Annotated in this window: 12 protein-coding genes and 2 pseudogenes; 3 read left to right on the top strand and 11 right to left on the bottom strand. The window is 53.6% G+C overall.

Features of this window, described 5'->3' with window-relative positions; all coding sequences use genetic code 11:
• Positions 1-567: 567 nt before the first annotated feature.
• Complete coding sequence (locus EXN68_RS25540; RefSeq protein WP_161991480.1) at positions 568-2,856, bottom strand: FAD-dependent oxidoreductase; 2,289 nt, start codon at positions 2,854-2,856, stop codon at positions 568-570.
• A 356-nt stretch (positions 2,857-3,212) separates the two neighbouring features.
• Positions 3,213-4,571, bottom strand: coding sequence for a hypothetical protein (locus tag EXN68_RS25535; RefSeq protein ID WP_077768103.1), 1,359 nt, complete (start codon positions 4,569-4,571; stop codon positions 3,213-3,215).
• A gap of 263 nt (positions 4,572-4,834) precedes the next feature.
• On the opposite strand from EXN68_RS25535, the gene EXN68_RS25530 reads away from it, so the two are divergent.
• Positions 4,835-5,659, top strand: a complete 825-nt coding sequence (locus EXN68_RS25530) for a hypothetical protein (RefSeq protein ID WP_010900201.1) — start codon at positions 4,835-4,837, stop codon at positions 5,657-5,659.
• 1,328 nt (positions 5,660-6,987) lie between these two features.
• Here EXN68_RS25530 and EXN68_RS25520 read toward each other — a convergent pair.
• A complete protein-coding gene (locus tag EXN68_RS25520) occupies positions 6,988-8,169 on the bottom strand; it encodes a tyrosine-type recombinase/integrase (protein ID WP_077768104.1) in 1,182 nt (393 codons plus the stop codon).
• A gap of 144 nt (positions 8,170-8,313) precedes the next feature.
• On the opposite strand from EXN68_RS25520, the pseudogene EXN68_RS25515 reads away from it, so the two are divergent.
• Positions 8,314-8,850 (top strand): annotated as a pseudogene (locus EXN68_RS25515) (IS66 family transposase); the annotation flags it as partial.
• A gap of 140 nt (positions 8,851-8,990) precedes the next feature.
• Here EXN68_RS25515 and EXN68_RS25510 read toward each other — a convergent pair.
• The 3 genes from EXN68_RS25510 to EXN68_RS25500 are packed head-to-tail and all read right to left on the bottom strand — an operon-like array spanning position 8,991 to position 12,150.
• On the bottom strand, positions 8,991-9,992 hold the full coding sequence (locus EXN68_RS25510) for a tyrosine-type recombinase/integrase (protein WP_077768105.1): 1,002 nt from the start codon (positions 9,990-9,992) through the stop codon (positions 8,991-8,993).
• Entirely contained in the window at positions 9,989-10,912 is a 924-nt protein-coding gene (locus EXN68_RS25505) for a tyrosine-type recombinase/integrase (RefSeq protein ID WP_077768106.1), read from the bottom strand. The genes EXN68_RS25510 and EXN68_RS25505 overlap by 4 nt, the downstream gene beginning before the upstream one ends.
• The gene (locus EXN68_RS25500; protein ID WP_012476048.1) at positions 10,909-12,150 is read right to left on the bottom strand and encodes a site-specific integrase; all 1,242 of its coding nucleotides are present in this window, start codon (positions 12,148-12,150) and stop codon (positions 10,909-10,911) included. The genes EXN68_RS25505 and EXN68_RS25500 overlap by 4 nt, the downstream gene beginning before the upstream one ends.
• Positions 12,151-12,274: 124 nt before the next feature.
• On the opposite strand from EXN68_RS25500, the pseudogene EXN68_RS25495 reads away from it, so the two are divergent.
• Positions 12,275-12,415: pseudogene (locus EXN68_RS25495) on the top strand (transposase domain-containing protein); the annotation flags it as partial.
• Positions 12,416-12,494: 79 nt separating this feature from the next.
• On the opposite strand, the gene EXN68_RS25490 reads toward EXN68_RS25495, so the two are convergent.
• The 5 genes from EXN68_RS25490 to virD4 form a co-directional block, all read right to left on the bottom strand.
• Positions 12,495-12,950 carry a cupin domain-containing protein gene (locus EXN68_RS25490; protein WP_012476047.1) on the bottom strand — a complete coding sequence of 152 codons (456 nt, stop codon included), beginning with the start codon at positions 12,948-12,950 and terminating at the stop codon, positions 12,495-12,497.
• A gap of 102 nt (positions 12,951-13,052) precedes the next feature.
• A complete protein-coding gene (locus EXN68_RS25485; RefSeq protein ID WP_012476046.1) occupies positions 13,053-14,408 on the bottom strand; it encodes a hypothetical protein in 1,356 nt (451 codons plus the stop codon).
• 103 nt (positions 14,409-14,511) lie between these two features.
• Positions 14,512-15,462 (bottom strand): hypothetical protein, encoded by a 951-nt coding sequence (locus EXN68_RS25480; protein ID WP_077768107.1) that lies wholly within the window; start codon positions 15,460-15,462, stop codon positions 14,512-14,514.
• A 231-nt stretch (positions 15,463-15,693) separates the two neighbouring features.
• Positions 15,694-18,063, bottom strand: a complete 2,370-nt coding sequence (locus tag EXN68_RS25475) for a virA/G regulated protein (protein ID WP_236771576.1) — start codon at positions 18,061-18,063, stop codon at positions 15,694-15,696.
• Positions 18,064-18,308: 245 nt separating this feature from the next.
• Positions 18,309-20,291, bottom strand: coding sequence for a type IV secretion system ATPase VirD4 (gene virD4 / locus EXN68_RS25470; RefSeq protein WP_012476043.1), 1,983 nt, complete (start codon positions 20,289-20,291; stop codon positions 18,309-18,311).
• Positions 20,292-20,314: the final 23 nt, after the last annotated feature.

The following is a 20,314-nucleotide window of genomic DNA, read 5'->3' as shown; positions in this document are numbered from 1 at the left end:
TTTTTTTGTTTGGCTGTTAACCTTTCTCCGTTGATTGCGGATTTTCTTTCAGCCTGCTCAATTGGCAACATTAAAGTCTTGTGAAAAGGAAATTCAAACCGAAGGTGATAGTGACCCCTTAGCTCGTCCAAAATATATGCAGTCCTAATTAGCGGCTAGTGGACCCCAAACGGCACAGTGGCGAATGCAAGTGGGGCGGCTGCCAATGACGAATGCAGTGACCTCATTGGGGTTAGTGGGAATATCTCGAATTGCGTGGCCGGCTAGTGTGTCAAGGGGCCCGCTATTAGCTGTCAAGATGCGAAAGCACGTGGAGACAAGCAATCACGAAGGCATTTCTCTGGAGATGTGAAGACTTTAATGTCATCGATCAAGGCGCTAATGGTCACAGATGGAAATTTTTGGAATCTGATTAATGTCATTTTAAGCCCACTCAAAGAATATTTTTTAAGCAGGATTCAATCAAAAATAAAGGAAAAACATTATTATTCATGGAAAGCTAAGTTGAGCGCCGCTACTGCAGCTTACAGGCTTACGGGATTAATACGCACTAATACATTAATATACTTAAGCAGGAAAATATATTTTATTCCAATCCAGGGGATGGAGTGAAGATAGTGTCCCGCCGGTGCTGCGAATGACGGTGCAGGCCGTTATGATGCCCGTCTTAACCTGCTCTTCGAACAAAGCTCCGTTTACGCAGTCCTTACTGTCAATCTGGCAAACTGCCCCATGCTCCATTAACGGAGAATCATACATATGCGGATCTTGGCTGTACTGACATTTTTTAAGAGAATTTTCCCTCCATAAAGAGGCCCTGAAACCATCCTTCAAGTGGCCGTCGAAGACATATTCTTCGTAATCTTCGTTGACTGGAACCAAATGACAAGCCAATTCAGGAAAGACAGCAGCAAGTTCTCTGACTAAATCCAAGCACCTTCTCTTCTTCTCATCGGACTGGAACGGGCGGGATAGATAGTCGTTCATTTCATAATGAAAAATAACAAGCCCCTCTCCCGATGGCGATTCGATGTCAATACAACAGAGCTCACGGACGAGCCCATCCGTCCAGATCAAAGCTGGGATATCGTCATCAAGCCAGAATTTTTGCTTTGTGATCATGAAAAGTGCTGCGTTAACAGTAGCAGACGAGTTTCCAGCGGGGGCTTCGATATCATAGCCGACACAGGTCACATGGCTAACCGGAGTGATATTAGTTGCATCGGGCCCACCTCGCCCGCCAATGATGACCTGGTCAAAAACGCGCGAACGGCCATCTTTCATGCATACCTTCACTTTCCCGCCCTCCTTGGCTAGTCCACGCAGGGGGTCAAAATGGAATCCTACTTTTCTCTTGAATATCTCAATGCGCATCAGAGCCTGCAAAAGATGAACCCCTCCAACAGAGATATACTGGTCCTCCTCGTACCCATTGATTATCCAGTCCAGGACTGTCGAAAACAGTAGGGTGTAACAGGAAGAAACTCGGCCGCCGCCCAATCTCATCATCCCGAAAGCAGCAAAATCAGTTGTTTGCCATGCCGCCCCACCAGGACTCTCGACACCGCAGCTGAAGATCTCGACCAGAGCGGCATGGAAAGTGAAATTATCAAACTCCCTGAGCCAAGCCCGCCTTGCTTCCGAGGCTTCTTCATAACGCCGACCTCTCAGCATGGAAAAGATATCCATCGGAGCGATCAGCCTCCTGCCGTTCCGTTCACACCCGTGGTATAGTAGTTTCTCCCACCCTGCAGATATCCGCTGGAATTCACCTGGTGGAGCTTGTCCAGCCGGCCATTCGTAACGTTTTTTCCGGAAGTAGAGTGCTGTGTGATCGTTGCCGGCACAAGGAAAACGAAGGCTGGACGGAATTCTAAACTTATCCAGATAGTATGACAGACAAACTTGGTTGCCGGAGATGGGCATGACACCGAATGACGTCAAGACCTGGCGAGCGTCGCCGTTTGACATCGGCGATACACCCAAACTCCGAACCTCATCTACTGGGGTAAAAAGGGCTATTTCCCTGACGCCAGCGTCAAGTAGTTCTGCAGCAGCAACAAGGCCAGAGAGCCCACCACCTACGATGGCGACACTAGGTAGTGGTGTGCCTTCCGGATAATGCCCCACACCATCATTGGCATCGCGCTCATGGAGGAAAACCTGATAGTCGTACCGCAGATCGAAGCAAGAAAGATCCTCATTGTAGTTCGCTGGCTGATGCAATGCGTTGTGAAAGAGCACAGACCCTATTGCAACTATGTCGTAACGGCTGAAGCACTCAGCGGGACGACGAAAGAAGCGGCAGGTTGTTTTTAATCCATTTCGCCCATGCACATCACATGTACCCTCCTCAACAAATAGGCTGCTGAGTTGGATGGCAATAAAGCACTGCACGTCTGCAATGCTCGTGTGACTGCCTGGACAAAAACTATTGTGGGCTCGAGACATTTCCTGCAGTGAGAGGTCACTCACGTAGGGCGGGATCATGCAAGCAAGGACGGCGTCGCCAGGTTGAGCAATGCACTGGTTCTCAACAAAGTGGCGCAACCTGCGGTACGACGTATAAATGAAGACCTTCGTGCGACAAGATCTCAGCACTTCCAGTGTGCCTGTTCGGGGACCATGAAGGCAAGGTTCAATCTGGAACACCAGAGCCATGTCTTCTATGGCTTCTGCAAATCCGTGGTCGAACACCCAATCCGTCCACCTTTGCTGATATTGTAGGAGTTCATCGCAAAACTGGTCATAGCAGACAAAGGCCCGAGAAATTGCTCGTTTCAGTTTGGCCGCACTAGGTAGACCGGTGATAGCAAACGGGGGGAAACGGGGGCGGTTATAGGGAAGATCCATCATGTAGATATGGAGTATTGAGAGAATATAGAATTTCCTTTTGTTTATAGAAGGCATGCTTTGTTAATGTAAATCTGGATGTAATATATATAAATTGAAACTATTTGCCGGAATTATCTTTTTATTCTGATGTACACGTAAATGGCGACATGTCATTGAAATTCAATAAAGCTGTCTCCCTAGACAACATCAACAATTAAAGAGATGAACGAAAATTCAAAAAAGTCGGAAAATTACGGCCCAAATTTATGCAATTTCGAACATGCAATAAGATTGACAAAAGGAATTCAACATACAATGGCAACACAAATATCAAACACATTGGAAACTTCCGTTACTGCTTCTGTTTTGTATCGTGCTCATAATGTCCTATCAATTAAGCCAAATACATCTTTAACGCTCGCAATTTCATTATCATCGCTTCCATCGTCTTCCAGGAATTCGGCATAACTTTCGAGCATTTTAGCAGCAGCATCGAGGATCAGAACACCAATTTCATTGAACTCCTTACAGGGATGTGGTTCCCGGAAAGTTATATATTGGCTGCAGAAGCTCGCTCTGCTGATATCGCGGGGCTCAACCATTGTCGGGGCGTCGAAAAGACCGAGAACGTATTTTCTGACAACCTGGGGGTCGACGAGTTCAAACTGACTTTCATTTTCGAGGGAGAAGGCGGTGAGTGGAAGTCCGTCTTCTTTGGCGGCGTAGCAACGGCTGGCATGGTCGCAGAAGAGACAAAAAACATCACTCAGCGGGACGGAACAAAGATCAGTCCGTTTGAAAAAGGTGGCGAGTGCAGCAGCGGAAAGATTAAGACAAGATGAAGGGCCTGTGTGAAGACCGAAACTCGTGCCCCAACCAGCCCTATATACCTGCTCCCCAAGGCGGTGAAGCACCTCCAACGCGCGGTGTGACTCGACATCCACTTCCAGACACAGAACCTTGTCACACTGATAAACTACCGTCCCAGGTTTATTGGCGGCAATTCCGAAGACCGTACTGCCAAGCAATTCTCTATCCCGCTCGACCAAGCCGAGATGGGTGAAATCGGCGGCGGCAAGTTTACTGTTGTCGGGGACCGGAGCGAAAAGAAGTTCAAATTTGGACCTGGGCGGACGTGGACTTGGTCTGCGAATACCGTGCTGCTTCCAATGACTTTTCAATTTCTCTGCAGTCACTGTGCCATCGCCTTTCATAAAATTGTAACTCTCTATCATTCTGGCTTCGACGAGAGCTCCAGAACTCGCAAACTGGAGGGTGAAATGGACAGAAACCGGAGAGTTGCTGGAACTCATCCTCGGCTGAATGAAGATGTATACGATGGCACCTTCTCCAATATCCTGAGCAACTTCTTTCTCGATCTTTTCACGGACAGCATGGCTGATCCCGTCGGAAGTGGCTAACATAGCACTTGCTATGTCGGGGTGGCAGATTGCGCACTGGTACCCTATTCCGAGGTCTCGCACTGGAGTTTCACCGGCGGCGACGGCAATTCGGTGATTTAGAGCAGGCATCCGCCGAATGACGTCGCCGAGGCCTGTCACTTTTTCGGCATCCATTGCAGCAACGACATTACATATGCCGCTAAGACCTCTGGCGACAGCGGCCGTAATCACATCTACAGGATCATGCAAAATCTGCAGCGCAGCGAGTTCTCTCTTCCAGTTACCCTCCGGGAAGGCGACCGCGGCAGCGCACATCGCGTCGCTGGCTGGCATGGTAGCAAGGCAAAAAAGGCAAGACCTTGGAAAGGGAGAGGTGGATGATTGGCGGTGTTTATAGGAAGTCAACGGGTCTGCAGGTCTACATCGACATAATCCGGCCTTGCACGCAAACATTGTCAGCCTGGCCCCACATTGATAATGGCTGGCCAACTAATCCCTGCTAAGAGTTATTTCTCTCACCAAAAAGTCAACTAATGCTTGCCGCGCTGCGTTACATTTAAGGCTTCATTCAGATCGTATTTACACCAGCTTTGAATATGTCTCTTGTTGAGGTCATTCCGGATATCGCGGAACGGGTAGCACGCGGTCTTACGGATCCCTCTCTCCGGGTTCTGCTCGCCTTCGATGGTGATGGCACCGCCTTTAAGCAAGATCGAAACCGTCAGTGCTGGGAAATTAATCCTGCCATCGATATCATCGACAATTTGACCAAGATCGCCCGGAAGGGACATTACCTACTGCTGACGTCCGCTCGCCACTGCGGCGAAATCGCTGCTTCGCCCTTCAAAGACATTCCAGGTATTGATTTTCAAGGGAATGACGGAACGGTCACAATCTTCAAAGGTCAACGTTTTGAATCCGTTCCCCTGCCCAACTGGAGCCGCATTCATGCGGTTATGGAGAGCGAATTTGGCGGCAACCCAGAAATCCGCAACATTCCGATGGAGCATTTCTATGGCTGTCAGATGTGGGACTCTCATCCACGTTACCAATCGGCCGGAGATCTGCTTTCATCGCTTCTTCCGCGTGTAGATCATTCCTGGGGACGCACTTTCCGGGCGACCGCAGTACCCGAGGGTCATTGCGTTATGCCCGAGGAAACGCCAGGCAAGCGCAAAGGCTATTTTGCTTATGTCAATCTACTCCCTCGTGAGATCGGCCTACATATAGCGTGCGGCAACGGCGAAAACGATAAAGATATGCTGACCGCTGTTGGCAACAAGGAGAATGGTATCGCGTTCTGGGTCGGTACCCGTGAGACGAAGCCCACTGGAACCAACGTCTTCGCCATACCGAATGAGGATGCTCTCTCTGCAATTCTTGGCGATCTCGGCGTGTTGTTGCCCGATCTGAGCAAGTGATCGCTCCGATCTGCCGCTGTTCTATTACATCCATAGTCACCGTAGGAAGGGAAAGAAGTCATAATTGCTTCAGTTGTTACTTAGTTTTTTCTATTTTAGTGTCTATGATCCGCCACTCCGGCGACTATTTCAATACACAACGCCAGAAATAATATAATATCTCCATGAGCCACTGCATTATTGAATAAATAACTATGGAATCTTTTTCACCGAAAATTATTTATATTTTATATACTTTATTTAATTAATCAATAATTCAGAATAGAATATTTTTAATATAAATTCTTTCAACATCATTAAGTACTTAAGACTCCCGCCGGATAAGGATTAATTATTACAAGAATCCTTTTTAGAAAAGCTCATATTTATCTGGCAGCCTTCCGAAACCGATGGAAAACGATATCCTTTGCCAGCGCAAACCGTTCCCCGTGAAAGGCACATGTTGGCCCGAGTGGAAGCTCGAATGGGATCTCCCAAATGGTGTCACGGCGGATGAGGTCTCGCCCGGCACTCGGTACCGAACCTCCTTGAACGTCTTGAAGAGACTCTGCCTCTTCAAGTCATCGAACACAGAGGCATGTACAATCTCGGAAAGCGAGTACAGGAATGCACTGAAACGTCGTTGCTCGCTGCTCTCGGAGAGATAGGCAGGCGCAATCTTTCCGAGCTCGATGCCGCACTCAGCTCTGACGATGTGCCCATCGCCTCTCACGACTTCAACTTGTGGCGAGTCTCCGCTTTGCCCGACCAACTCGTACGGCATAGTCGACAGATGTATTTGTTCTTTTTATAAAATGTTAGTAGTGAATATTATTGGCGCCCTTTCTAATTGCTCCAATCTGCTTGTATTTCCTATTTATATAATTTGGAAAATAAGTGCAGGCTCACGTATTGTTGCACGACGACGATTGGCGATAAAATTTTCACCTTTATTATTTAAAGGCGCGGATATTATTATTATTTTAATATCTTAAATAAAAATTGTAATTAGATAGGCTGTATTAATCACTTTTAAACATACCCGGACACCATCTGGTAATATAGCAAAAACGTGCTCAAAAATCGCTTCAAAGCTCTTGTACTTAGCTCGTTTACACCACAATATATCCTGCCACCCCACATAAGGCGACATCGTGCTTTGCCTTGGGTCGCTTATGAGGTGCGCCATGATCAAGAGCGATGATAGCCGCAACCTATTCGCGACCTTTTCATGAGGGAGCACGTTTCGGTAATATCTTGAAGCAAGGCCCGTTGTAAGGCGGTTTTGTTCGTTTGGAGACCTCGGGCGGTTGGCAGGAAAGTTCTGATGACAGTGTGCGCCACTTCGCTTATTGAACTCGGCTGTATAAAATCAGGCATTGGGCCAAGACACTGCGCTGGAGACGGATATCATCGTCGTTTGCGCAACCGCTGACGGCTTGCACGTCGGTCAACTTCTTCCGGTCACGACGCTCCACCGCCCTTAAGAGGCGGTCCATAAAGTTGAGCGCAACAAATCGCCGATTGGCGACGCTATAAATGCTGGAGGCCCCTAAGGGATGTCGAGGCGCCTGCATCCGGAGGAAAACCTCTCGGCACGACGACGGCGGGCGGACTCTGTCCACGTAGCGTGCCAATGCTTCCGCAACGGAGGGCACCAGCGGATAGATCTGGGCTTGTCGGCGCTTTAAGCGGAAAAGCCGAAGCGTTCGCCCCGCCCAGTCGATTTGGTCGAGCCGCAGCGCGGCTACTTCGCCGCGCCGCATACCATATACCGCCAGCAACATTAGGATCGCGCGGTCTCGGATATCGCGGGGCCGGTCGGTATCGACATCAGCCAACATCTTTTGGACGTCCGACCAGTCTGGGGCATATGGCAGAGATTCTTGTCGATAGAGCCGAGGCCGCGATATTGACGACACCAGGCGGTCTGAGCACCAAGCCTCTTTTGCCGCATATCGAAGAAATCCGCGCAAGGCTGAGACGATGTATGCAATCGAGACACGACCCCAGCGTCCGGCCCCTTGGGTCGCTATATAGTTGTCGATGTCTTCTGCCTTCAAATCCTTGAGCCGGTGGCTCGACTGTTCGCACCACAGCAAGAATCTGCCGGCTATGCGCCCCCATTGTTCCACCGTCGACGGTGTCAATCCGCGTTCGTCGCGCATCCAGCCAACATACCGGTCGAGTTGCGCCTGGTACGACAATATGACAGTGGGCTCACGCCACCAGCCAAGGAACTTCAGCCAGGGGCGCCCGATATCGACGACCCGACGTGCAGCGGTAGCCGCACCGTGAACATTCTGCCGAGCCTGCGCGATCGGCAACAACTCCGCCATGCCGACGCCGGCCGCAGCCTCTGGACCGAGATGTCGCGCGATCCACAGGAGTTCGTTGCGTTTGACCCTGAGAACTTCGGGTCTCGCTCCGAGTGTGGCGCAGTGATGCAAATAGCGGTTCCGCTCGTCAGCAAATGGCACTTCGGTAAATAGGGCATCAGCGGCTTGGTCGGAAAAGGAAGGGTGATCCATGTCGAACCTCCAAACGAGAAAAGGTCCGGCTGCCAAACTTGCGATTTATGTTGCGTCAAATCGGGCCCAAATACTCAGTTGACAAAGGGTATAGGTCAGCAGGGCCACATATGGACGGCCGCAACATAGCCCCCGATATGTTCGGCAGAACATATTGGCGGCTACAATCCGCTGTTCAAGGTAGACCGCGATCCGGGGCCGCTGACGCAGGCGCTCTGCTGGTCGCACGCGAGGCGCAAGTTCTTCGTGCTGGCCGACATCGCCACGAATGCCAAACGCGGCAGCCGCGCCGCACCGATCTCGCCTATGGCGTTGGAGGCCGTCAAACGGATCGATGCCCTGTTCGACATCGAGCGGCAGATCAACGGGCTTGCCGCAGCGGAACGCCTGGAGCGCCGTCGCAAGGACAGCCTGCCGCTTGTCGGCGAACTGCACTGCTGGCTTCAAACCGAACGGGCAAAACTGTCGCGCAGTTCTCCAGTCGCCGAGCCGATCGACTACATGCTGAAGCGCTGGAACGGCTTCACGTCTTTCCTCGACGAGGGCAGGATTTGTCTCACGAACAACGCGGCCGAACGAGCGCTGAGAGGCTTTGCTCTCGGGAGGAAGTCATGGCTCTTCGCCGGATCGGATCGAGGTGCCGATCGCGCCGCCTTCATGGCGACACTGATCATGACAGCATTATGCCGCGCGCGGCATAAGGCGGTTTATGCCGACCGGCGAACTATGCCGAGCACCTCTTCCAACTTACCAGTTGAAACGCGCTTCTCTTGCCGTTTTGGTCGAAGACCCGTCGTTGGCACTCGGCATAGTTCTCATGCTCAGAGGGCGTTCAGGAATTCCAGAAGCCGGTCGTTTGGTCGAAATCGCTCGGCCTTGGCGCGTTCGTACGGCTTCAGCTTTGCGAGTGTCGATTCCTTCAGTTCAAGATGTGCATGAAGATAGGTCAGCGTCGTTTCCATCGCCTCATGGCCCAGCCACAGGGCAATGACCGAGCAGTCGACGCCCGCCTGTAGTAGCTCCATGGCAGCGCTGTGCCGCAAGACGTGGGGCGACACCCGCTTCGAGCGGAGGGAGACGCAGTGCTCGCGCGCTTTGGCGACATATTTGTTCAGCAGTGCCTGCACGCCGTCGGCGCTGAGCCTGCCACCGTGCATATTCGGAAAGAGAGCCGTTGCGCCTCGCTTCCCTGGTTCCTTGAGCCAACGCCGGAGGGCTTCCTGTGCAACCTTTGTGAGCGGCGTACTTCGCTCTTTGCGGCCCTTACCGACGCATTGCACATGCGCACCGCGGCCGAGCATTACCGAGTCTCGGTCGAGGTCGATGACTTCCGAAACCCGCAGCCCCGTTTGCGCGGCCAGCAATAGCAGAGTGTAATCGCGGCGTCCCAGCCACGTGCTTCGATCCGTGCAGTCCAGGATCGATTCAATCTCGGGCCTGGTTAGGAACTGAAGCTGCCGCTTGTCGCATCGCTTGCTGGGGATCGCGAGCACGCGCTGGATGTGGGCGCTATGTGCCGGCTCCTCGAACGCCGCATATCGGAAGAAAGATCGAATGGCTGTGAGGCGGAGATTCCGGGTCCTCACCGAGGCGGCTCTCTGCGTCTCGAGGACTTCCAGGAATGCGCCGATGAACGGAGCGTCCAAATCCCGCAGTGTCAATTGAGATGGGGACCTCCCAAGGCGCGCCTGCGCGAACGCAAACAGGAGCCTGAACGTGTCTCGATAGGAGGCAATGGTGTTGGAACTTACACCTCGATGCTTCATGAGCCGATCTGTGAACCACCGCTCGATCAGCACGGCTAAGTCGTTCGTTCGTCTCATGACCGAACCTCCCACCGCTTATCCAATCGCCGAACGGCATGATTCATCAGCTCCGGCGCGGCGGACAGATACCAGTAGGTGTCGCGAACATTGGCATGGCCGAGGAAGGTCGAGAGTACCGGCAGCTCGCGTTCCACATCTTCGCCAGCGCGATGCCAGTTGATCAGGGTTTGGACGGCGAAACGGTGACGAAGATCGTGAACCCGCGGGCCACCGCGATCCCCCTCCTGCCGTAAACCAATTTGCCGGGATAGTCGCCAGAACACCCGGTGCACGTATTGATGCAGCAATCTGCCGCCCTGTTCGGCGACGAAGAAATAGGGACTGCGCGGCGTGCCAAGGTGTGCATCGCGTCGGGCAGCATAGTTTGTAAGGACAGCGATTGTCGTGGCATGCAGCGGCACCAGCCGTGACTTGCCGAACTTTGTCTCTCGGATAGTGAGGACGCCCTGCTCGAGATCGACGTCGGCCCGGAGCAGGCCGAGCGCTTCAGAATGGCGCAGTCCGGCGACCGCTATCAGTCCGAACAGGCAGTGATACGTCCAGCGTCGAAGGGCGTTGGCTGGCGGCAGCGACAGTGCTGCCGCCAGCAGCGCCTGAATCTCAATGTCGCTATAGATGTAGGGCTTTGTCCGCCGTGCCGGCGGCACTGCGTCGCTCGGTGGCACTTCCGTCAGAAGATCGAAATGACTGAGGTGCTGGGCAAAGCAGCGCACATCAGCCAGGCGGATGGACCAACTCGGCTGTCGGCCCATCGACGTCACCCACTGCATTGCCAGGTCCGACGTGATGGTCTCGGCGCCGCGGGCTTCCATGAAGGTGACGAATGCCGACAACCGTCGTGCCGGCCCATCATATTTGTATCCCAGCCCTTGGCGCATGCCGACATAGCGGTTGAGGGCAGTGCGAAGCCGGCTCATTGGACACCTCCCGGCCAGGGCAGGCTCAGTCCACGCAGCTTGTCAACATCGAGCTTGGCATAGATCCTTGTGCTGTCGATGCTTCGATGACGGAGCAGTTGGCCGATCTCGGCAAAGCTGGCACCCGACCGTAAAAGGTCGGTCGCGAGGCTGTGGCGGAAAAGATGGGCGCCGTGATGGGCATAGCCATCAATGCCTGCCCGCTCGAGTGCCTGCTTCGCGATCATCGTGATGGCGCAGCCGGAGGCAAAGCCCACGTGCGGCGCAAGTGTTCGCAAGAAAACTCGCCGACACGCCGAAGCGGGACGCCCATGCCGGATATAAGCCACGATAGCTGTTCCGACGTCGTGACGCAGCGGCATAGTCGCTTGCCGCCGTCCCTTTCCGTGTACGAGAATCGTGCCCGACTGCCAGTCGATATCATCGAGATTGAGGGTAGCAACTTCGCTAGCGCGCAAACCGAGCTTGGCCAAGATCATCAGAACCGCATAGTCCCGATGTCCCATTGCCGTCGTCCGGTCACAGGCATCGAGAACCTTCTGGACCTTCTCTGGCGGCAGGAAGGTTGGAAGGCCGGCAAGTCGCCAGCGGCGGATGGATGGCACGCAATCGGCCAACGCCGTCGAAATGAAGCCCTTCAAATGCAAGTAGCGCAGTAAGGCACGCACGACTCCGCACATTGCCTTGCCGCTGTCGGCGGAGCCATCGAGCGCATGTCGTTCGACATACCCGATGACAATCTCCGGGGTGAGCGCTGCAAACCCATTCGCGCCGGCAGGACAGACCTCCCGCAGAAATCGAAGTGACAGAAGCTTGTAGCTCCCCACCGTCGAGGCGGCGAGCCCTCTCTCATTCGAGAGATATGCCCCGAATACATCGACGATCTGCTCGTGCTCAGTGCGCTCAACCGGAAGCGCACCTGGTATTAAGCCCTCTTCCCGTAACGCTGAAAGCACGCGTCGGAGTGCCGATCGGTCGCCCGTATCGGGACTCCAGTGTTTGAAGCGATGCTCAAGAAAACGATCGACATAAGCTTCGCTCAAATCCTGCGGGGCATATCCATTGCCAACATGCCAGTCCATCAGGTCTCGAAACAGGCTCAGCGAGCGCCACGTGCATTGCCGACCCAAGCCTTCTTTCGACATGCTGGCGGCGTAAACACGCGCAAACTCCCGATACGGACCGTGGAGCAGCTTCCGATATAGGGCGCTGCGATTCAAATAGTCAGTTGTGTTCATGTGTCCTCTCCTTCGCGTCAATTGCGACGGAGAGACCCTAAGCTATGCCGACTGGGCGACCGCTATGCTGCCGGAAACGTTGGAAAAAACTTGATTAATAGGCATAGTTCGCCGGTCGGCATAAAGTGCCAAGCTCAACGACGTCGATCCGCAGGCTTGGCTTGCTGACCTCCTGGCCCGCATCGCCGACACGCCAATCAGTAAGCTCGAGCAATTGCTTCCGTGGAATTGGCAGCCGCACGGATTGAAAGCTAAAGCAGCCTAACCTGCGGCCTTCACCGGATGCTTACCCTACAGTAAACTGACTCGTAGCATTGCACCAGGTTGGGTCCGCCGGGTGGCGTTCAACGCGGCACATACCCCTCCAAATCCGGCAACAGGACGACGCTTTCCTGCTCCTTCGGGTCGGTGCGGGCGATGACCGCTGTCGCCGGCCGGTCGCTGAGATTGGCGGGAAGATGCGGAACGCCAGCCGGAATATAGAACATCTCATCTTCGCGAACGATGACGTGTTCTTCCAGCTGGTCGCCGAACCAGCAATGCGTCTCTCCGGAAATCGCATAGATCGCTGTCTCATGCGAGGCGTGCAAATGCGCCTTGGCGCGGGCGCCCGGCGGTATGGTTAAAAGATGCATGCAGATCCCCGTCGAGCCCACTGTCTCGGCCGCAATCCCTTCGAAATAATTGAGACCCTGTTTTCCGGCATAGGTGCTGCCGGGCCGCACGACACGGCAGGTGGGCTTCGATGAGACACTCGTGGCAGTTATTTTCGGGGATGGCACGGATTTCTCAGTGATCATTTTGACGCGAAACGTTGGTAGTTTGGGAATATGGCAGCAGGGATGAGCTCATTTGCCGGGGGGCGACTTGACAACTCGGTGTGTGCCCCCCTAGTTTAGCTATCATCGCGACAAAGTACCTGAGCCGGTGCGATCCCGATTCATCGAGCGGTCGCAAATTTCGGCTCTCGGCGAACTAAGCTTTTCCCTATCATTCGACGATCGCGATTCGTGCAATTCATTCAACCTGGATCCACCGCCATCATGAACGTGGCGATCGTCGCCGACGAACCCGGATCCGGCTTGATGGACGACGGTCATATCCGATTCGAGCGGCCCATCAAGTTCGTTTCCAAGATGACTGTTGGTATTTTCCCGCTGCGACCGCGAGGGGTTAGCTGAAGGGTGCTGCCAGGCCTGTTTATGGAGGGCACGTTCCGCGGCACGTAATACTTGAGCCTCGAGTTCGCGTCCACTTAATGTCTTCAATTCTTTACCGACCGTAACTCCGAGGATTTTTTTGGAGACCTCTTTGATTTCGGCGTTCAGGTATGTCGCTTCCGCTTTGTATATCTTCCCAAACGTGTGCTTGCTGCTCTTTAGCTCCCCTGTAGCGTCATCGTAGACGGCTGAACGCTTGTTGAGGAGGCTTCGATGTGCGGAGACATCCCGACCTAACTCGTGGCCGTCCTTATCCAGCCGGGATCTATATGATTCACTGAAAGCTCCGCCAAGCTTGCGGATACTTGTTCTAGATGTTTGTCGATCCGGTGCCTTTTGTGAAGACATCGAATAGCCCATCCGTTTGCTTGCAATGAGCTCCAGATTACCCTTGTCATCGCGTTCGAAAGTCTTTTGTTGGGAGCCCTCCCGACGCGTTAAAACGCGATAAAGCCTCTTCTCCAGGCCACTCTCATAAGGACGTCCGATTTCCTCGGAAATGGGATGCAACGCCCGTCCAGTAAGTCTGCGCCGATCGATGTATCGGGTGCGCATCAGTTCACCGTTTTCGTCCCGCTCCCATTTTTCTTCGAAGGCACCGGCTTTGCTTTTGATATGTTTCTCGCTCAACACGCCGTTCTGGTCGTAGTCATAGCGACGGACACTATTCCAGTCAGACCTCTCGTAGTGAATAAGCCGAAGGGAGCCAGTTGTTTGATCTCGAATGAAAACCTTCTTCTTCTTTTTTATGAGACCCCGACTATGGGTCAATTCTCCATTGCTATCGACCCGCAGTTGCTCGCTGCGAAACGGCTTGTGGGCGATCACACCACGGAAATCTGCATCGAGCTTATTGAGGAGTTGCAGTTTCGAGGCATATTTTTTCAACGCCGGCGGCGCTTCAAGTCGCGCGCGCCTTTCCTGCGCCTCGCGTTCCACAAGGTACGCCTGCCCTAACTGATCAACCAGGCGTTCATCAGAATTGCGCGTGGTCGCTGTAGAAGATTTCTGCGGGGCTTTTTTATTTATACTGACCATTAGGTGGGCCTTCCCTGTGCACGCTTTATCGATGCTCGTTTAAAAATTCGCTCGTCAACCAAGTGCTTTCGTCGGAGAAATAATCGAATATTCAGACCAAGTTCTACCGGCTGAGATCAGAATTTGACCTCCCTCGCGGTGCCCGGGTTAAGTTCGCGCGAGCATCGCGGTAAGCCTTCTCAATCGATCCAGCGATTCCTTCCGCTTTTACCATCTGGTCGTGAGCACTGAGAGTTTCGGGAAGGAGCTCAGTGCGGATTTTTTGTTCGATCTGAAGAATGTCCGTGGCCAGTTGTTTATTGCTCCGCTCGTGCGGACCTTCGGATGTCGACGCAAGCCCCAAATGCTCCTGCGCATGGATGCGTTCGTCGGCGTAGAGTCTCGCAAGCTGGGGTCTCTTCGCCATTGCATCGAAGATTTGTGACTTGTGTTCGAGTTCCAACTGGTTGTGCGCCGCTGCAATCGCGTAGGCTGCATAATGGCGACTGTCGTAGTTGATAGGCCCGTCTACCTTGAAGTATTCAATTGCTCTGTCGATAAGGCGTCTCTTGTCGGCCCTCTCGAGGTCACTCAAATGGGACGTCATCGACATAATCGCCTCCGCCTGCTCACCGCCTTCCGACATATTGAGAATGTGATTGACGATCGCTGTTTTCCTGGCGGGCGATTGGAACTTCAAAGTTGGACCAATTGTCCTGATGCGCTGGCTCGCCAGCGCAAACTCGCCAGCAGGGTCCGGTTCCGGATAGTTCGGATACTCGGCAAAGCCGTTCCGGGGTACAGCCAGGTCATACAATGCCTTGCTTGAGGCACCCAGTCGATTTACGCTTCGGTGGAACGTTCCGACATCGCTCTGATCGACCGATGCCCGAACCGACGGGCTCGCAAGTTTAAAGCTTGTGAGGTTGGCTGCCGTTTCGACTGGATCGTCGGTCGGCAGATGTTTGGCAACTTCCACCAAAATGTCATTCGGTAAGGTGGCTGCACTTTCGGTCTTATCACCACCGAGGACCGAAAGCTCGCGTTCCTGCATTTTCTGGCCGTCTTCGAGCATAACTCACACTCCAACGCGGATCAAGGATATGCGAAGTCTAACACCTGCGCTTAAGGCGTTGAATGGACATCGTGTTTCAACTGAAATTCAGGCCCTGGCGATCGATTGCACTACGGCGCGTTTTTTGCGGGGGATTTCAAAGAGTAGCAGTACAGCCTGCGGTTCAAATGCTGAACCATCATTTTTAAGCATCGATACAAAGTCCGCTAACGATGGTCATCTCCAGCTTTGTCACCGTTGTAATGCTTTGTCCCGACCGCGATCGCGCGGATCATAAACCCGTCGTTCATCAAACTCGTGAGTTGCTTTTTCAACTTCTGCGCTCGACGATTGGGCTTTCAAGGGTGAAGTGCCTATTGAGGCGGCAGTCCGGTTCAACGCGGAAACAAGCGCAGCTTTTTTCTTCCGCAACCCAAGTGTCTTGGCCTCCAGGTCCTTCTTGACGTCATAAAGGGCTAAAAACTCTCGATAGACTTGCTGCTCACGCTCGCGTGTTGGCCATCTTCCTGTCAATGCTGTTTCGCGAGCGAGTACAGCTTCTGTCTGGCCACGTGGCCCAAGGTGCAACAATTCCGGAGCTTGCTCTTTACTGGGCGGAGAAAGTACCGGATCGCGGCTTACCGTATAGTTGTAGCTAGTAGTCGCGACCTGAAGCGGCATGATAACCCCATCTGGCGTTTCGCTCTGCAGCCCGTCGTTAGCGAGCTGGTGTGCGTAGCCTAGCTGGTTTAATTGATACCCGTTTGACGCCGTTGCACCTTCCGTGGACGCAACAGGGTCCGATAGAGTTGCCCTTTGATCCGAGCGGTAACTTGCGTCATCTGGCCAGCCGCGCCCCACCAGTCGGGTCCGCCCCCTTCCCGTACCAACATGTTGTCGATGAAGTTCCTTGCATTCGAGATAGGCGGGCATAGGCCTTTCCAGCCGCCGGCCCTCTTTGGTCGAGCGCAGGGTATCGTGGACAACCTTGAACCCGAAAATATGCTCCGACTCGTATTTCCCGGTCTCGGTCGCAAGCCGAGCTCGTTCGTTTTTTCGACTTCCATAAGTGCCGATATTGTCGCTTCTCGAGCAAGCGGCTTTTTCTGGCTGAGTGGACTGAACCGTCAAACAACCCTCGTGAGACGACAGTCTTTCCGCACTTGAAATTACGTCATAGGCCGTTGCTTTAGCGCCTCGACGGCTCTTGGCACCCAGCCGTTTAACTTTGCTTACCTCGTCGAGGCGATTACTGTCGGCGATGCTGGCGGTTTGGTCTGCATCCCTCCCAGAGGGCCCGAAATATAGAGCACGTCTTGCTTCCAATTGTGCGCACGTCAGGTTTTGCACGTGAGTCGGCTGTTGTGCTGGCTCACGTGCGAGACTAGGCGAGCGCGCTTCCGGTTGATCACCTAAACTGAGGCGGGACTTATTGGTCGTGCTTGCTTGCGACAGAAGACCAGTCGCCCCGCCATCCTCAGACGGATCATGTTCATCGGGAATCCAGGCCGCCGGGTCGAGCTCTGCCAGGCGCGCGTTCACCACCAGATTTTGCCACCGCGGCTGGGCTAGCTGCCTCCACCGTCCGTACGCCTGACGCTCCGCATCCCCAAGCAACATTCCCTCGTATAAAAAGACTGAGGAAGATGTCTTCCCGATCATCCCATTCGAAACGGCACCGCCTTCGATAGCAGCTTGGCGCGCGACTATGATAAGATCTTCCCAGGTGGGCCGGTCCGGCCTGCTCCAACGATCATGCGCAGCGCGCTCGGCTGCTCCGAGCGCCACTCCATCGTACACGAAGAACGCACGCGACACCTGCTCGGCGTTAATTGGGACGCCCGAGATGCGCCCGGACTCGTTGGAAGAAACGTCGTTGCCTGGTTGGTGTTCGCACCACGTCGGAGCAGACTGGTGCAATTCCGCAACGCGTGCGTCCACAACCAGGTCTTCCCATCCTGGTTGCGCGGGCTCGAGCCATTTTTCATATGCTAGGCGTTCCCCCTCCCCAAGCGGGACGCCTTCGTACTCGAAGACCGAGGTGTCATTTGATTCGTTGAGCCAGGTGGAGGTGTCGATTGCGTCAAGACGGGCGTCAACTATCAGGTCTTTCCAGGATGGCGGTTGCGGTTTACTCCAATTCTCATATGCTTCGCGCTCAGGCGAGCCGAGTCTCATCCCATCAAATTCGAATGGTTCAGGGAAACCGTTCTTTTGACCAATGGAGCTTGTCCGCTTACGCTTAGGCGCCTCCGATCGGAATTCCTCTTGAAGGGGACTACACTCATTCGGAATTGCAGCAGAGGTGTTTAGCTCTTCAATACGCGCGTTCACAACGAGTTGTTGCCAACTGGGCTGTCCCGGCTCCACCCATTCCTCGTAGGCATGCCGTTCCCCTTCCGCCAGAGGAACACCATCATAAACAAAAGTTGAAGAGGTACTTTCTCCGACATCGACATTCCAAGCGAAACTGTCAATCGCGTTCAGGCGAGCGCTCAGTATCAGGTCTTTCCAACTCGGCCGGTCCGCTCTATCCCATGTCTCGTACGCGGACCGCTCGGCTGCGCCCAGTCTCATTCCATCGTAAGCGAATTGCGCAGATAAATTTTCCCGGTGATCCATTTGGCCGTCAGATGGGGAGCAAGCAAAACGGTTCCAAGGCTCTTTGGGATGAAGGACAGGCGTAACCCCTGCGCGAACCTGGGGCGAGGATCTAGCCGACCCGGCGTATCCAGTTTTTGAGCTTCCCGACGGTTTCATGGCGATGTCTCATCAATTGGCAACCTTCAACGTTGGTAATGCATTCCCGAAACGGGACATCTGACGGCGCTAACAAGACTCGATCCGAAGCGGTATCACATCGAGCTTCAAGTGCCGGAGGCTGTTCTACCTCGTAGCTGGAGCGAAATGATCTGGTCGAGGAGTTCGCGCTGCGCCAAAAGAGCCGGAGCAATTTCCGGAAGCTTCTCAGAGGTTGCGGCGTCCGCGCCTTGGTATTCCCGCTCGTCATCAACTTCGTTTGAACGGGGGCGAACTTCTATTGGCATTACTCCATCAGCCACAGTTCTGTTTTGGGGGGAAACGACTTCCCCATGGTCGTTCTCTTCAATCTGCACCGGTTTTTGCGAAGTTGTATCGGCTGTTCCCTGGTCGAGCTTGCCTTCAACGAGGTTTGTGTCTCCCGGCAACATCAAAGATGCGGGCTCGGGAAGGGAACCGTGTTGGCTTTCGAAAATTCGCTTCAATATGAAATCCGAATAATATCGCACTTTTCTCAGTTTGAGGGGAGGTTGGCCTTTGATAAGGACTATTTCATAATCGTCGTCGAGTAGGCGGACTTGTTCGGCGCGCAAAAGCGGTGCTCCTTGGTCGGAGATTTGGATGTTATGATCAAACATGCGCGCTTGGCTGTACGACGTTGAGCGAGCCTGGAATGTGTAGTCGCCGATAGCTTTGGAAATGTAGTTGGGCGTCTCGTCATCAGCAGTCGCCATGAATACCTGCACACCCGTATTGCTGAGAAAATTTTGCTTACCAGCTTCATCATAAGTTCCTGTCAAAGCCGAAAGACTCTGAATAATAAACATGAAGCGGCCCTTGTAGCCGGCGATCGTCGTAATTGCCGTCTCCACAGCTTCCAGCTTGCCCAAGTGCTTGAACTCATCGAGGAGAAACAGAACTTCGTGCCGTTCATCTCCAAGTGGCAGCGATCGCTGCAGGATTGATACAACCTGCTGGAAGAGAAGACGCATCAAGGGCGCTATGACTTCGAGATCGTTCGGGCTGACACAAAGATAAATACAAGTCCTCTTCCGCCGCAGATCGTAGACGGAAAAATCCGAGGTGCTTGTAGCCGCTTTAACGAGTGGATCGGCCCAAAGATTGAGTCCGCCGTCGCCGAGCACCGATGTGTAGGATGTCAGGATTTTGGTGTCATTCCCCGCCATATTGTCGAAGATACGCTGAGCCTCTTTGTTTTGTGTTTCCTCCGCGAGTTGCGCAAATAGTTTGTACTTTTCACCCGGCTGAGCAAACAGATCGTAAACGGCACCGATCGTTGGTGTGCCGCGCTCAATGCAACTCAATATGCCTGCTACGAAAAGATCCCGTGCCCCGTCGATGAAACCTTCGGCTCCCTTGCCTTTGGCTGTGATGAGATTCGCAGCGAGGCGGCGCGTTTCTGTAAAGCGCCGTTCGGGCGGCAACGCGGCAATATCCAGCACGGGATTGTAACAATGCGTTCGCCGCTCTGGATCTAAGGGCGAGAACTTGAAAACCGCGTCGCCACTTGATTTACGCGCCCTCGATGTGAGTTCAAATAGCTCGCCTTTCACATCCAAGGCAATTACTGAGCCCTTGAAGGTTAGCAACGTCGGGATAACGACGCCGACACCCTTACCAGCGCGAGTTGGCGCGACAACAAGGCTGTGAGGTTGTTCTCCGTTACTTAGGTAGCTGCCAAACCAACGTGGTCCACATGTCTTGCCGAAGATGGGACCCGTGACGTGACTGTAGCGCCGGAGGTACCTGGCGTGCCGCATCTCGCCGGAGCCGGCCCAGCGAGCAGTGCCGTGATGTTCGCGCTCGCGCATCGATAACAGTAGTTGGCATAGCAACACGAGCGTTGACGTCGCAACGATGATGGCTAGTCCGCGATAGAACGTAGGACTTGCGTATCCCAAATAAGGCGGTGTCTCGTACAGGAACGCAAAAACGTTGAAAGTCATCATCGTTTCGCCCGTAAAGCCATGGCGAAATGTGACATAGAGACTGGCCGCACAAAACCCCACGGCCAATGAACATGCTATGCTCGCAGCCAGGCCTATTGGCGTGTACTTGCCTGAATTCATCACGTGACCACGCTCCGTTTATC

Source organism: Martinezella rhizogenes (assembly GCF_007002745.1).
In the GTDB taxonomy this organism is placed as follows: domain Bacteria; phylum Pseudomonadota; class Alphaproteobacteria; order Rhizobiales; family Rhizobiaceae; genus Agrobacterium; species Agrobacterium cucumeris.
Note: the sequence above shows the minus strand (reverse complement) of the source record. Positions and strands in the feature narration are given on the sequence as shown.

Excerpts from the sequence above, each read along its gene's own strand:
- EXN68_RS25540 (WP_161991480.1), bottom strand. The coding sequence starts at position 2,856 with ATGATGGATCTTCCCTATAACCGCCCCCGTTTCCCCCCGTTTGCTATC.
- EXN68_RS25535 (WP_077768103.1), bottom strand. The coding sequence starts at position 4,571 with ATGCCAGCCAGCGACGCGATGTGCGCTGCCGCGGTCGCCTTCCCGGAG.
- EXN68_RS25530 (WP_010900201.1), top strand. The coding sequence starts at position 4,835 with ATGTCTCTTGTTGAGGTCATTCCGGATATCGCGGAACGGGTAGCACGC.
- EXN68_RS25520 (WP_077768104.1), bottom strand. The coding sequence starts at position 8,169 with ATGGATCACCCTTCCTTTTCCGACCAAGCCGCTGATGCCCTATTTACC.
- EXN68_RS25510 (WP_077768105.1), bottom strand. The coding sequence starts at position 9,992 with ATGAGACGAACGAACGACTTAGCCGTGCTGATCGAGCGGTGGTTCACA.
- EXN68_RS25505 (WP_077768106.1), bottom strand. The coding sequence starts at position 10,912 with ATGAGCCGGCTTCGCACTGCCCTCAACCGCTATGTCGGCATGCGCCAA.
- EXN68_RS25500 (WP_012476048.1), bottom strand. The coding sequence starts at position 12,150 with ATGAACACAACTGACTATTTGAATCGCAGCGCCCTATATCGGAAGCTG.
- EXN68_RS25490 (WP_012476047.1), bottom strand. The coding sequence starts at position 12,950 with ATGATCACTGAGAAATCCGTGCCATCCCCGAAAATAACTGCCACGAGT.
- EXN68_RS25485 (WP_012476046.1), bottom strand. The coding sequence starts at position 14,408 with ATGGTCAGTATAAATAAAAAAGCCCCGCAGAAATCTTCTACAGCGACC.
- EXN68_RS25480 (WP_077768107.1), bottom strand. The coding sequence starts at position 15,462 with ATGCTCGAAGACGGCCAGAAAATGCAGGAACGCGAGCTTTCGGTCCTC.
- EXN68_RS25475 (WP_236771576.1), bottom strand. The coding sequence starts at position 18,063 with ATGGATCACCGGGAAAATTTATCTGCGCAATTCGCTTACGATGGAATG.
- virD4 (WP_012476043.1), bottom strand. The coding sequence starts at position 20,291 with ATGAATTCAGGCAAGTACACGCCAATAGGCCTGGCTGCGAGCATAGCA.